This is a genomic window from Legionella birminghamensis (assembly GCF_900452515.1).
Taxonomy (GTDB): Bacteria; Pseudomonadota; Gammaproteobacteria; order Legionellales; family Legionellaceae; genus Legionella_C; species Legionella_C birminghamensis.
The window spans coordinates 789442-804306 of record NZ_UGNW01000001.1 but is presented as its reverse complement, the minus strand read 5'-3'; the positions used below and the strand labels follow the sequence as shown (position 1 = coordinate 804306).

The window sequence follows — 14865 nt, the reverse complement described above, 5'->3', positions numbered from 1 at the left end:
GTCCTTTTATTACCGTTATGGTACCTCAGTAATATTCTCTATTAAGTGTATAAAGGAAATACGTGTATTCCTGATGAATATTAGTGTAAATCCTTATTGTGTATGCAAAATATCTAGGAAGCCAATCTCCGAATCCACGCGGTCAAGCCGCGGGAAGTCGAGTTGGTCAAAGCCGCGGCGATGCCGGGTTGGCCAAAGCCGCGCGAAGGCGGGTTGAGAATTCGCATAATCCAAACCTTCCAAAATCCGAATCCCCGCGGCACCGACCGCGGGGCCCATGCCTGGCTCCTGCTGGATCCCGCGAGAAGTCGCGGATTCTCCACCTCATTTTCCAGAAGCCTTTTTACGGGATCCCCCCTCCTTGTCCTTAGCCTTCTTACCCATACTCTTTTTCAAGAGGCTAATAAAATCGACCACATCTTCTTTTTGCTGCTTTCTTGCACCGGCTTTCCTGGGGCTTTTGGATAGTTCTTCTGTTTTGGAATCAATCCATTTTTGCAGTGCCTCATGATAATCATCGTGGTATTTTTCCGGCTCCCATTTACTGGTCATATCTTCAATTAAAGAAACAGCCATTTTTATCTCACGGTCGGTAATTTTATAATTTTTTAAACTATCCGCTGGAAAACCCAAATCCTCCTCGTCGCGAATTTCTTCCTTAAAATGAATTAAATTAAGAACCAGGGCATTATCGTGAGGAATAATCAAGCTGAGGTATTCCTTAGTGCGAATAATAACGCGTGCAACCCCCGCTTTATTCGTCTTTTTTAAGGCTTCACGCAGTAAAACATAGGCCTTTTTATTCTTACTTTCCGGGACAATATAATAAGCCTTGTCAAAATACAAAATATCTATTTCCTTAGCATCAATAAACTCTTCAATATCAATCGATTTAAACACATCCGGCCCTGCTTTTTCGAAAGCCTGTTCATCGACTACAAGGTATTGATCCTTTTCATATTCATAACCTTTAACCACATTATTCCAATCCACCACTTCACCGGTATTGCTATTAACACGCTGATAGCGAATTCGCGCATGATCCTTGGCATCAATTAAATGAAAACTTAAACTCTTCCTTTCTTCAACCGACACAATGCCGACAGGAATAGAAACCAGACCGAATGAAATGTCGCCTTTCCATATCGCTCTTGCCATGGTTTTTCTCCTGATTTTAATGTTTATTTTTTAATTATAGAAAACCCTGCTTTTTTTTAAAAAATTATGTAAACTGATTGTTAACTTTCATCTCAAAACTGCACATCATTTGACTACAAAAAACAAAATAAATACAATACACAAGCCACAGACTAACAGGGTTTGCAGAATATGGGTGATTTACTGATTGAAGCGGCACATGCGCTGGGATATCTTTTTTATAGTCTATTCAGCGGGTTAAAACGAATTGGCGAAATTTGCTTCTATTTCCTGCGCGATACATTTAGAGCCCACTTTAACCTCATCGCCCAGAAAACTGCTCCAATCGAGCAGGAAATATTCAAAAAAACACCCCCAAAACCCTCGGATTTAAATATTTTTGGACAAATTGCCCTGACTGTCTTTCCACTGACTATCTTTAGCTGGCTTTTGGCATTAACCCTTGCGCCTCTTATTTACAACTCGACATTGCTTCTAATCAGTTTCTACATTCGGGCAACCAATCTGGCCCTACTTGATATACCCAGCAAAAAACTGCGTTCCCCGGAAGGAAGCATGGCCTGGTACCGGATTATCTATGGATTGCCTGGACTGTTATTGGGAACTTCATTAGGATTAGTCTCAGCCGCCTTCATTGGCTTTATCCGTGTAATCACAAATAGCCTTAAAACAATTCCCTATGCTTTTGTCTCCACGATCAATCTTGCGCTTGATGAAGAAGATGAATTTAAAGAATGGGAATTCAAGCAGGATAAACGGCCTGTCGTACAAAAATATATCCTCGGTATTTTCGGCCTTATCCTTGGAGGAATTGCCGGGGCACTGGGATTTTGGATTATCGGAATTGGACGCATCATTTCCAACTCCTATAAAACTACAGCCTATCTGTTTGCAGTTGAAACCAATCTTGTTTTAGACGCAGAAGATCAAATTGATTCTAATGACAGGCGTCCATGGGCACAGAAATATCTGCTTGGTGTATTCGGTATCCTCCCTGGAATCCTTTTGGGGGCTTTGGGATTTACCGCTGCGGGCTTTGGCCGAATCCTAAGTAATTCATGGAAAACTGGCAAAGAGCTTACTATTTCCGGGGCCAATTTAACCCGGAGTGACTATGAGCCATTAGCAGGCGGATTAGCAAACGATCGCCGCCCCTTTCTGCAAAAATACATCTTGGGCTTTCCCGGCTTAGTCCTTGGAATGTTTACAGCCTTATTGGCAATTGGTCTTGGCAGTATCAGACGCATATTTATTGAGAGCGTCAAAACTACGAGAACGGTGTTTATTACTATCAGCAATCAAGCGCTGGCAGAGGAAGATCAGATTACCTACCCGTTGCAATTGCCGCGAAGCTTTGTCGATCGCTATGTTTTAGGCGTATTCGGTTTGGCGGCAGGTATCATTTCCGGAAGCCTGAGTTTCATGGCAATTATTGCCGCGCGAGTAGTCAGTAACTCGGTAAAAACCATCATCGGAATGAATAATGCGGCCTATAACCTGGCAGTTCATAAAGAAGATGCCCTTAAATATGATATCGTAAATGATTCAAGATCCCCTCTTGGGAAATTTCTTCTTGGGTTTCCTGGTCTGATTGTCGGCCTCTTTACTGGGGCTTTGGCTTTCACCCTGGGATGTCTAGGGCGCGTTATCTCTGAAAGCTTTATGTCCCTGCAGGAAGGGTTCGTCGCCATTACCAACCAGGCTTTACCTGAAAATGAAACCATGGAGTTGGAAAATAGAAATCGCAGTCCGCTTGATCGCTTCGTCTTCGGCATTCCGGGGTTAATCGGTGGAGTCATTGCCGGCTTCGCGGGTTTTCTACTTGTCGGAGCAGCACGTATTGTTATCAATTCGATTGAGAGCGCCGCCCACAGCTTTGCCTCGGTGACCAATCTGGCCCTGCATAAAGAAGACCGCTTTAAAAACCTGGGTCTCAATATCGATTCCCGACCGCCGCGCATCACTTATGGACTGGGTCTACCCGGCATTATTCTTGGCGGTATAGCCGGCGCTGTTGGTTTTATTGATGTGATTTTTGGACGAATTATTACCAATTCGTTTAAAACGGCAATCAGCCTCAGTGTTACGGGAATTAATGTTGCAGTCCATAAAGAGGAAGAACTCAAAGCAGGACTGCAGCATGAAAAAAGACCCCTGCTCCAGACCTATATACTCGGCTTCCCAGGACTCCTGCTTGGCATTATTCCCGCCGGCATCAGTTTCCTCATCGCTGTTTCCAGACGAATAATTATTGAAACAGCCAAAACCAGCAGGCAAGTGGCCATAATCCTTATCAATGAAGCCCTGCATGAAAACGATCAGATTAAAAAGTCTTCGGATAAACGCCGTTTTATTGATCAATATCTGTTTGGTGCGCCAGGGTTAATGGGCGGATTGGTCCTTGGAAGTATTGGTTTTCTGGCTGTTGGCGCGATGCGAATCTTCAGCAATTCACTCCTCAGTGCGGCTCATAGTTTTGCCGCCGTCACAAATCTTGTATTGGATAAGGAAGATAAGATTGAATTAAACGATGCACGCCGGCCAAGCCATCGATACGGTCTGGGCTTGCCTGGAATAATTATTGGAACACTGGCAGGAAGTCTGGGGCTGGCGACGGTGATTCTGGGGCGCAGTCTCGGTAACTCACTTAAAACCGCTTATAAGCTTACCGTCACTGCCATCAATGCCGTGAATTATGATGGGGAAACAATCCAGGGTGATCTGCAGCATGATCAACGCCCTAATATCCGTAAATACGGCTTTGGTTTTCCCGGCCTTTTATTAGGAAGTATCAGCGGGCTTGCAGCTATAGTATTCACTATTGGCAGACGCGCCCTGATTGAAAGCATCATCACTGGCACCACCTTGTTCAAAGGCATGGTTAATCAGGTACTGCCTGAAGATAGCCACCTGAAAACCGGAGGCAAAGCAAGGTCTTCACTTGATAAGATCCTCGGACTCCCGGGCATTTTATTGGGTTCAGTTGCCGGTGTATTAGGTTGTGTGGCGATTGGATTGGGCAGATCAATCAGTAACTCCTTTGCGACTGCAGCCAGTCTGAGCATTTCCGCTTATAATCTATTGCGTCATCAGAATGAACAGGCTGATGGCGGTCTGGATCAGGACTCACGTCCAGCCATCAAAAAATATGTATGGGGATTTCCCGGTCTGATTTTCGGAAGTATCACCGCAGGTTTTGCCCTCTTACTGGCTGCAGGACAGCGTATTGTCGTTGAAAGCTGGCAAACCAGCGTCGAGAGCTTCGTAACCATGGCAAACCTGACGGCTTCGCCAGAGGAAGAAATTCCCTTGTCGAAAAAACCTCGCTCATTTGCGGACCGTTTCCTCTTTGGTGCACCCGGCCTTCTGCTGGGAGGCATACCTGGAGCCTTTGCTCTGACTGTTTCCGGTATTGTGCAGGTACTTGTTAACAGCATTCAAAGCGGCCGATGGACTTTTATCGTACTCACGAACCTGGGTTTAAGTAAAGAAAATGAATTCGCCTATCCGGATCGCCAGGAGGAAGCCAAACGTTCTCTACTGGGTAAAAGTCTGCTCGGATTACCGGGAATCATTTTCGGCTCTATCCTGGGTGCGTTTGCCCTGTTTACAATTCTCAGTGCAAAATTCGTTTATCATAATGTTGTCAGCTGGCTGAGCCTTTCGGGTTCATTACTGAATGCTGCACTGGAATTACCGGTGTTTTCTGGTCTGGCAGGTGATAAACGCGATCAGCTGTCCAAAATTGCTGGACTTTGGGGTTACGGACTTGCCTTGGCAGTTACTCTACCGATTAGCGCCAGCATTTTATTTTTCAGAAAAGTAGTGCCCGTCCTGCTTGCCCTGGTACTTGGCTTCGTTTGCTCCCCCCTGATTGCAGCCCTCAAAGGCCTTGGTCAGGCAGTGAAAAAACCACGCTTTGAACCGGACGCGCCTGCTGCAGACATGAAGGAGCAAAAATTTAAAAATATCTACTCCTCACTCACAGCTTGGGGACAACTCCCGGAAAATGGGCAAATCTCAGAAGCGGGTAACGGACGTAAGGGCGCATTTTGCTTTACTCGCAAAGCCTTTACCTTTAACACCTCCACAATGACCGAATATTGCCTGGATCAGTTACTTGCCGCATACCGCGGTAGTACTGACAAAGAGAACTTTTTTGAAAAGGAATTTCCGGATGCAGTTGAAGCGATTAAAGAACATTACCGTGTATTTAGTTGCATTGAACTACAGCAGGAAACAGAAATGCGGGAAGAGCAAATTGATGATATTGCTCAATTTGTTAAGGATTATATTAAAAATGGTACATCGAAAGTGCCTGCAATCTATTCAAAACCTGAACATTCCTGGTCTTCGATTTTCTGGGGTAAGCCCGGGAAAGAGAAGGAGGAAGAGCCAGTGCCGCAACCTGGTCATTTTGCCTGATCGTCCAGATGCTGGGCTTTACAGCCCAGCCTACGATTTTCTATACTAAAAAATAAGAATAATGAGGGCAATTATGAATGATTTCTTTTTGGGAATGATGTATCTGCCTTTAGGCTTTCGTCATCTTTTTGCCAAAGGGCTGAAACGTTTCGTTGTATTGCCGATACTGTTTAATTTTTTATTGTTTTCTGGATTGTTCTATCTGATTTATCATTACCTTTTTCCCTATGCCTATGAATACCTGGATCGGCTTCCTTCCTGGCTCCACTTTCTGAATATTGTATTTTTAGTTTTTTTCTATATCAGTTTCTTTCTGCTTTTTTTATCCATGTTTACGGTTTTTTTCAATTTAATTGCAGCGCCCTTCAACGGCCTATTGGCAGAAAAAGCGCAGATGATGCTGTATAAAAGTACTATCCCTGGGCTGTCTTTCAAAGAAATCCTGTGGCGTACTATCAAACGCCAGGGGCAATTTCTGGTTTATTTCTTACCAAGGTTTGTGGGCATTTGCCTTTTATTTTTTATTCCGATTATTCATCCAATCTATCCAATTTTATGGTTCTGGTTTAATGCCTGGATGCTCAGTATTCAATATCAGGATTTTGCAATGGATAATAATCTGGTTGGTTTTAAAGAAATGCGGGAAATGATAAAAGAAAACCGCTTACTCAGCCTGGGTTTCGGTTTATCCATTAATTTCGCCAGTTTTATTCCCTTGCTAAATCTTTTTTCAATGCCTGCGGCAGTCATTGGCAGTGTTATGCTGTTTTGCGAAAGAAATAAACCGATTTTATCGGGAAATCAGCTGGGGACAACGAGATCTCAGGATTTACTTTCGTAACCCTAGCAACTTAGAATAGGCCCCGCGGTCGATGCCGCGGGGATTCGGTGATTGGAAACTCACGGTGCAGACCAGCGAATCCCCGCGGTGAAGAACAGCGAATCCCCGCGGCGAAGACCGCGGGGCCCATCTCCGAGTTTACTCTGCCCCCCCTAAGGGATTATTCCTAATCTCCTGCGCATCAGTGAGTTCAGGCTCTGTTTCAACTTCCTCTTTTTTCGCTGCTTTAAAAAAGGCCTGTCCCGCAGTCTGCCATGGCGCTCTTCCTTTCGCTAAAGCCATGATACCTAACACAGCCAGACCTGGCAGAATCCCTGTTGCAACCACGGCAAAGCCAACAGCTACTGCCTTGGCCACAAAATGATTCCAGTGCTCATCCCGATGCTTGCTTAAGGGCTCGTAGTGTTTATCCAGTAACTGATAGAACGCTGTTACCCGCTCACTATGCGCCGGGATAGAATGGTTATCACTTAATTTTTTCCACAGATGGACAGTTAATTCAAACTTGTCGCGCAATTTACCGTCAGCCGCGGCGAAATCTCGGGAGGAAAGAAATGCCTCGGCCTGCTTCCAATCCTGAGGCATTACTTCATTTGTTTTAGTTTGCTTCTGGATGTCTTTCCATAAATGCCTGAGATAAGTCTGAGTAATTGGAACCAGTTTATCCTCAATTAAAAGCAGGCTGCGAGCTTCTTCGACATCATTATATTGATTCAATAGCCGCTCATTAACTCCCTCCTCCTGCGCCAGGGCGGCTTCATGAACATCCAGTAACTGTTGCTGATTTTCAATAGTATGCCGTTGCCTTTCTATTTCTTCCTGTATCTGCCCTATATGCTGGTTTCTCTGGATGATCTGCTCTTCCTTATCCGCTATTATTTCATCTTTTTGAGCAAGCTGTGATAGCTGCTCAGTGATTATTTTTTCCAGAATCAGGACTTGTCCCTGATAATCTGTAACCAACTTCTGCACTTCCTTTTCTTTGGCCGCTAGCACAGGATCAACCGCCCCAAGGGCAATTGCCTGATGAGCAACACTATTATAGAAAACCTGATTGCTTTGTCCGCAAATACTTTCTACTCTTTCCAGAGGCAAGCCTTCTTTGAAAATGTATTCGGCTGTCGATTTTTCCAATAAAACCTGGCGCTCCATGAGCTCTTTTTTCATTCTCTCAATATCGAGAGTGAGATCAAATCCTTTAAAATCATCCAATCCGCGTATGTACTCGCTCAATGACCGATGGATTTCCAGGCTTTCATAAATCTTTGCCTCAACCGAGGTTCTTTCGGCCCTTTGATTTTCCAAAGTTTCCAGCATTAGCATGTTAATCTGGTTGACATAAGCCAAGGCCTCCTCAGGCAGGGCATTACTTGTCCGGAATGTTTCCAGTTTCAGATAATATTTTTCAGTCAGCAATGCCATTTTTTCTGCAGAAAATTGCTGCTCTTTTGCCAGAATAATGTCCTTCTGCATTTCCCGCAGAATAGCCTGAATCTCTTGTAAACCAGAGCCAGAATAATCAAGCACTGGTTCCAATTGCCTAAATAGCGCATCCACATGTTGAAATCGGTCAACCTTTCTAAATAAATTGGCAGTTTGCTCCACAAGCATTGTCTGTTTTGTTTCAAGCGTGTTTTGCAAACCCAACTGCAGCTCTTTTAAAATAGTCGCTGCAAGCGGGTAAGAAACAGCGGCTTCGCTAAAAGTCGCAAAAGCCTTACTGACCGCGTTAAATACCTGGCCTCTTTCCTCAGGACTTTGAAACTGGTTATTTAGATAGGCCTCACTGACCTGATGAATCAATAGCTTTAGGGCATCCGATAACATCTGCTGCCCCTGCTCTTCTTTCAAGATGGGTGCCAGATGATCTTCATGAAGTGATGCAGTAAGCGCTGATGGATCGGATAAGAGGTGAACATGCCTGGCAAGGGCGCTAAATTTAGAGGATGCATTGTCAATCATATCCGCCAGCGCAGTTCCCTGTCCCAACTCTAAAAGATTATTTAAAAAAAGACGGGCATGCTCGTGATTAAGAAAATTCTTACCTACAGTTGCAGACACAACAGTGTTCAGGAAAGTATCATTATGCGCCTGGTAATGAATCATCCGATCATTTTTCTTAAGCCCAAACAAAGCCCAGAAACCTTGCTCCTGGCCAAGCACAGCATAGCCGGTATTATCAAAATGCCGATAGGCCTCGCGATTCCTGAGAATTTCATCGTAAAGTCTTAAGTATTGCTCATCCAGCGCAATTTTGTATTTTTCTGGCTCTTCTTTTAAAGCAAGGAGAGGTAATACCAGTTCTTTTAACTCTGCACTGATTGAACTATCAGCAATTTCAGCAGCCGATTTGAATTCAGTGCCATTTCTTTTTAAAAAGTCCAGTAATTTAAAAGCGACCAGATCCTGCACATGCGTAGTGCTCCCTTTTTCTGCAGGCACTTCCCTGAATTGCTGATCCCTGGCATTACCGGAACCTGTTCCATGATGGCCAGGCAGTGAAGTCAGATTGAATACGGTAGCTGCTGAATCACAGGCAGGAACTATCGCTTTGAAGCAGCGGGTACGCTCATTCTGATATACATATTGCTCGTAATGGCTCACTATGGAGGGCACCCGATAGAACCGTTCATCGACCCAGGCCACCGGTGCGCCATGGTATCGGCCGCCTGGTACAGGGTCAATAGTGAACATCGCAACCTTCACATCAGCAATATGTTCACCTGTATTGTTCAAGCTAAGCTTATTCAGCCTTTCTGATAAGGCTGGCGTCTCCAGGGCAGCACGGGTATAAGGGCAAACGCTTTTTTTAATTTCGGCAACCATATCGGCTGGAGGAGGCGTTTGTTTAAACAGGTTTTGTATGCGTTCCAGTTCATGGGCGACCAGAATAGCCTCTACAGCACCCCGGCTGTGGGCACTGATATTAATCTGCTTTTCACCGCGGCTGATTGCATCAAGCGCTGCAATCATGGCCCGTGCAATGCGGTCTCCTACTTCTGTGCCCAGGGTGGTGGGCCCGTCAATAAGAATTTGACTTTTGCTGCTTAAATGCTCAACCTTGTCATCAAAAGGGGAGTCGAGCGCCTCCCCCTTGACCAGATTCGAAATAAAACTGAGCGTTTCCCCCCGTGGATAGTATTGATCTTTATCAGGGGTATGTTCTGTGTCGGTGCCCAGGAGGGTTATTGAATAGGCCATGATGTACCCGTATACTGCAGGTTGTACTTTTATTATAATAGATGAATTTGCGGAGAGTGTTTTAACCGCTTACTTACTGCCCCCTCTGCGCAGGTCATGGATATTTACACAAATGTTTTCCCGCGCCGCAGACTATTGAATCCCCCGCGGCGCAGCCTCTTCGAATCCCCGCGGCTTCGACCGCGGGGTCCAATAAATCTTATTCGGAGCCCCAGTTTACCAAGCAGTTCATTCAATCTTTATTCTGGATTGTAGTTGTTTTAGGCTATTGTTTAAGCCCAGACATGGGCCCCGCGGTCTAAGCCGCGGGGATTCGAATGGTCTAAGCCGCGGGGATTCGAATGGTCTAAGCCGCGGGGATTCGGATGGTCGATGCCGGGAGGATTCGGAGCGGGAAAAACATTTGTTGATGTAGAAGTCAAAATATTTATTTATACTGTTCAAGCCAGGCCAGAAAAAGCCTGTCTTTATCAACCTCACTGTCTTCGATATTTTCCCTCACCCAGCGCTCTAACTTCCCTTCACTCCAGCAATTAATAATATCCGGATGAATGTAATTTTTCTGACAAATTGTGGGGGTATGGCCTAATAATTCAGCGACCTCTTTAATGATTGATTTAACTGTGGTGGTTAATTCTACTTCTGCAAAGGGGGCTGAGAGGAAACGGTAAAAGGTTTCGCGGCTGGCTATCCAGGTGCGGAAATCCTTTGCGGTTAAGGGGAAATGAGTGAGTGACTGCAGATAATAGTTTATATCTTGAGAGCTAATGCAATTAATCGTGTTATTTTCATCATAGTATTTGAATATCTCATATCCGGGTATTTCCTCGCATTTTTTTAAAATCCTGATTACTTTTTTATTATCCAGAACAATCTCCCAGGGTTTGGAGTTTTTACCGGTAAAACTGAATACGGCCTTATTCCCATTAATTGAAAGATGCTTTTTCCTAAGCGTGGTAATCCCATATGTTTTATTCTCTTTTGCATATATTTTATTTCCAATCCTGACACCTGACTGGTCTAGCAAGAAAATAATGGCACAAATAATTTGTTTTTTATTTAAAGTAGGCGGTTTTGCCAACTCCTCAGCAATATGGGCCCGGATAGAAGCAATAGACCGTCCGAAATCAATCATGGCGGTGAACTTCTGTCTATCCCTCACTTCTCGCCATAAGGGATGGTAGTGATACTGCTTGCGGTTTCTCGTATCCCGCGCGGTGGCTTGAATATGACCATTGGCGAAGGGACATATCCATACCGAATGATAGGCCGGAGGAATCCTCATCGCCTTAATTCGCTGGAGCTCCTTTGCGTCTGTTACTTTGCTGCCATCGGGATAATAATAGGCAAACCCCTTCCCGTATTTGCGCCGCTTTATACCGGGGATGGAATCATTGACATAGCGAAGAGCGGCCAATCTGGCAATTTTTTCGCACTCTTCCATGGTGTAAATAGAGATATCGCTAATGGTACTCTCCTTCCAGTTCCATTTTAATTTTAGGCAATCAAATCTTTGGAGACAAATGAAAGGATTGCCTTGGAAGGAGCTTTTAAAACATTGCTAGCTTGAAGCTTCAGGAACCCAGCTAACCTTGCAATTGCTATAAACCGCTTCTGGTGCGGCAGGTGAATGATCCTTAATCGTTATATCCGCATCAATCACCAGCTTGCCATTCCCTTCTGGTGATCGGGTCGTCATATGGAACATAGAATAGCAACTGTCCAGATAAGTGGGGTGATAGTAATAGCTGTCACTGATTAAAAACCAGTTTTTAGGCCCATGTTTGTAGGAGTTACCCGCTTGTTTCTTATTTAATGTGGCGCAATGGGCCAGATCGAAAAAATCAGTGGTCGAAAAACAGGCACGCAAATAAGGGGGTCTGATAATCTCCGAAGTAGGATGAATGTTAAATTCAATGGTTTGTTTAAAATTGCCAGCAAATCCTGCTGTCGCAGCCATAAGTAAAACGAATGAGCTAAATTTCTTCATAATCCTTGAATACTGCCAGTGGTAGGGATTAAAAATATAACAGCTAAACGAATTGTTTAGCAAGTAGATTCAGTGCTGTGCTTAAAGTTCTATATCAGCCTGTCGAATTTTAGTATTATAATGAAAATGAATTATTTTTTCGCAAGGATAAGCAATGGAATATCAAAGACTTAATCCCCTGGCTCTGGCACTGACCACCTGCATACTCGCGGGAATGGCTGCTTTTTTTGCAGGCTTACTGGCATTCTGGCTCTATACGGGAAAGCCCTTTGTAACAATGTTCGGCAGCATGTATTTTACCGTTATACCCACACTAACCAATGTCTGCATTGGAACCGGTCTGGTTATTGTAGCGGGCTTTCTAGCCGCGTATATTTTTTCCTGTGTCTACAACCTGGTACTCGATTTCTTATAAAAAGTGTAGGTTGGGCTGTAAAGCCCAACACTCCTTTATCTAACCAATCTGCGGATCATGTCAACAGGATCAATAGCCGGGGTAATCGCCATAGCTACTGGCTGCCCCTGGCGGTTAGTGTATTCACAAAACCAGAGATCACTATCCTGCTGTGGGCCGCCATTCGATTTTAACGACTTGAGCATGCGGTTCCCTCTCTTGATCGCGATTTCTTTATCCTTCACATCACCCACGAAAATTCCAAAAGTCCATTGCTCCTGGGTATCGTAATAATTATTCCAGTTAAGGGCTACCCAGCCCAGATCGATATCTCTGGCATCATTTACACCGATAGCTTGGAGCGACTCAACGCCGGGGCATTGTGTTGGCGCATCACCGAAAGCAAATGCTGAAGAGGAAACAAGTAACGCAAGAGAACAGGATTGCAACAAACGTTTCATAAACCACTCCTTGTTAAAAAAACAAAAGTCACGGCCATCATACCTATCATTCCCTCCCGGTTCAACACTATTACAAAAAGGGATCTTCTTATTTTTTGCTGCGCAGAGAATAAATAACAGTGACCACAAAGGGCAAATATTATACAATAAAGTTTTATCCAGGATTCGTGTGCATGAAAATCAGAGTAATCATTAATGAGAAAGGCGTATTTAATTCCAAACATGTTTTACTCACTGCCTGGGCAGATTCCACAGCAGATTGCCCTCTTGATGATAAAAAAAGGGCAATCGCCAAAATAGAGTTAAACTTTTTCGTATATATCACCGAACATTCAGAAGGCGATCCCTGGCGCCTCAAAGCAGTTAGTTATCTCAAGAATAATAAATTTCACAATGTAGAGGAAAAAAGCGATAAGAATTCAGTCGTTTTACACAGTGAGGTGTCGTTTAAACAGTTTTATGAGGATTTGAAAAACTCTGAATATATCGATGGCAGAAATTTTGACATGAATAAAAATAACTGTGTTTCGGCCGTTTTATTTGCCCTGGACAAGGCTAATATCTCAGTCACAGAGCAAGCGGCAAGCTGCAGGTATTTACTCGCTTGCTTCTGGGGATACACCAATCGGATGACCCCGAGGATTTTAATTAAAGTTTTGAAAGAGCATGAGGCAGTTGTATCCGATAATCGCCCGAAACCAGCTGTTCCCCGGTTCTTTACCGAATCTAGGGCGGTTGAAGCCCAGCCCAACCCGCCGGGTCTTATGCCATAAGAAGAAAAATCTCTTTATTTTCATAGCAGTTTGTATAATTATTTCCATTATTTGGATTTATATGAGAAAATACACGCGGTTTATTGACAGGAAGGATATCGAACAATTTACCAATGTGTTGAGTAAAGGATCAATATTGAATTCATTTATGGTAGAAACAGGTGCAGACAATTGTAGATAATTTGACAATTTTTTCCAAATTTATTACTGCCTCCTGCGATCTTGAAGACGTAGAAAAGCATTTGAAAGCCTATGACAATAATTTTCTGGCCTTCGAACGTGATTTCTATGTAACGCCAATTGATTCAAATGATGAATGCATTGATGCCGCTATCAAATTATTACAGAATCTGAATATCAGCTTTAAACTATGGTCCAGTTATTTTGCCCAGAATCTTACTGTATATGAATTTTTAAAAAAAATAGTCCGCGATCATGAGTTATCCATTCAGCTTAATACACTGATTGATACGATTGAAAAGCGCAAACGTTATAACAATATTCTGTTCGCTTTAAAATTCCTGGTCCCTTTCTGTGTTTTACTTCTTATCCTGGCCGGTATTTTTTATGCCCAACTCGAAGAGATCGTTCGCTTTTTAATTTTTACTGCCGGCCTGCTGCCTGTTTTCGGTATTATTGTTTCAATCTTTACGATTATTTTTCAGGTCATTTTCACTCATTTGCTCAATGATCGCCGTCCCATTGAAAAAATTTATCGCGATGATGCGTTTATAGTGTTAACCAACTCCTTAAATATTGCCGCCAAAGCCGTTTTAATGGCCGCCAAATATACGTTTGTACCTTTGGCCGCTTTTTTCTTTATTGCTTCCGCAGTGATTGAGGTTTTGAAAGAACTGTTTTATTTGCTCGAACTTCATCAAACCCAGACACCAGAGCTTCTCCCTGAAGACAAACATAATTTTGCTTCCCTAACACTCTATCACCAGCAGCTTGCACGCTTAAATTATGATTTTATAAAACAGCGCAATGCCTTCATTATTAATATTGCTGCCGCCCTGACTTTGGCCGCCTCGGTTACCGCCTGTGCTTTTTTGCCGCCTGGTTTCATCCTGACCCTTGCTACCTGTTCGGTAGTGGCCATTGTATTTTGCATAAAAAAACTTGCCTTATATATCAATGACATTATGGTGGCAAGAAAGTTACAGCAGGAACTAAAATCCCTGGCTGAAGAATTTAGCAGCGAGGAGGTGGAATCGCCGGCTGAAATTGATAAATTAAAAGAGAGTATTCACGATATTAATAATCCGGATATTGTGGATAAAATGCGCCAGCTTGATGATGAGCATCCCGTTATCCATGTAAAGGCCAAGCCCCCCCGCCCTACAATTTTTACGCTTTTCAGACACCCGTCCCAGCAACAAATGCTTCATTCACACACGGCCCCCCCTGCAGCAGATGATTCAAATAAACCGCTGTCCGACCAGAAACGCCGCAGCTACTTCTTCCAGCCGAAAAAAGAAAGCACTTCGAGCGCCAGCGATTCCGATACGTCCTATACAGCTATCCCCCTTTTTGACAAGGCTAGTAAGTGATTTTAAATAATCTGCTTGCCTGAAAAAGCGCCGTATATTCTCTCGCTAAAATCTCGTTCTTTTAGAAAA

The 14865-nt window shown here is 43.8% G+C and carries 10 protein-coding genes; 5 read left to right on the top strand and 5 right to left on the bottom strand.

The window, feature by feature from the left end:
• Positions 1-324 precede the first annotated feature (324 nt).
• Complete coding sequence (gene ku / locus DYH42_RS03480; protein WP_058524923.1) at positions 325-1158, bottom strand: non-homologous end joining protein Ku; 834 nt, start codon at positions 1156-1158, stop codon at positions 325-327.
• Between the two features lie 171 nt (positions 1159-1329).
• On the opposite strand from ku, the gene DYH42_RS03475 reads away from it, so the two are divergent.
• Together DYH42_RS03475 and cysZ are read left to right on the top strand one after the other, a co-directional pair.
• Positions 1330-5583: a hypothetical protein gene (locus DYH42_RS03475; RefSeq protein WP_058524924.1), complete on the top strand. Its 4254-nt coding sequence runs from the start codon at positions 1330-1332 to the stop codon at positions 5581-5583.
• Positions 5584-5656: 73 nt separating this feature from the next.
• Positions 5657-6424: a sulfate transporter CysZ gene (cysZ, locus tag DYH42_RS03470; RefSeq protein ID WP_083503198.1), complete on the top strand. Its 768-nt coding sequence runs from the start codon at positions 5657-5659 to the stop codon at positions 6422-6424.
• Between the two features lie 138 nt (positions 6425-6562).
• On the opposite strand, the gene DYH42_RS03465 is transcribed toward cysZ, so the two are convergent.
• From DYH42_RS03465 to DYH42_RS03455, 3 genes are all read right to left on the bottom strand, one after another.
• Positions 6563-9625 (bottom strand): hypothetical protein, encoded by a 3063-nt coding sequence (locus DYH42_RS03465; protein WP_058524925.1) that lies wholly within the window; start codon positions 9623-9625, stop codon positions 6563-6565.
• A gap of 427 nt (positions 9626-10052) precedes the next feature.
• A complete protein-coding gene (locus DYH42_RS03460; RefSeq protein ID WP_058524926.1) occupies positions 10053-11069 on the bottom strand; it encodes a DNA topoisomerase IB in 1017 nt (338 codons plus the stop codon).
• 117 nt (positions 11070-11186) lie between these two features.
• Positions 11187-11615, bottom strand: coding sequence for a hypothetical protein (locus tag DYH42_RS03455; protein WP_115316945.1), 429 nt, complete (start codon positions 11613-11615; stop codon positions 11187-11189).
• Positions 11616-11769: 154 nt separating this feature from the next.
• Here DYH42_RS03455 and DYH42_RS03450 point away from each other — a divergent pair, with 154 nt between their 5' ends.
• Entirely contained in the window at positions 11770-12030 is a 261-nt protein-coding gene (locus DYH42_RS03450) for a hypothetical protein (RefSeq protein ID WP_058524928.1), read from the top strand.
• 35 nt (positions 12031-12065) lie between these two features.
• Here the strand turns inward: DYH42_RS03450 and DYH42_RS03445 are convergent, their stop codons facing one another.
• On the bottom strand, positions 12066-12470 hold the full coding sequence (locus DYH42_RS03445; RefSeq protein ID WP_058524929.1) for a DUF4949 domain-containing protein: 405 nt from the start codon (positions 12468-12470) through the stop codon (positions 12066-12068).
• Positions 12471-12643: 173 nt separating this feature from the next.
• Between DYH42_RS03445 and DYH42_RS03440 the strand changes: the two genes are divergently transcribed.
• Positions 12644-13243, top strand: a complete 600-nt coding sequence (locus DYH42_RS03440; RefSeq protein ID WP_058524930.1) for a hypothetical protein — start codon at positions 12644-12646, stop codon at positions 13241-13243.
• Between the two features lie 161 nt (positions 13244-13404).
• Positions 13405-14796, top strand: a complete 1392-nt coding sequence (locus tag DYH42_RS03435) for a hypothetical protein (RefSeq protein ID WP_058524931.1) — start codon at positions 13405-13407, stop codon at positions 14794-14796.
• Positions 14797-14865 lie beyond the last annotated feature (69 nt).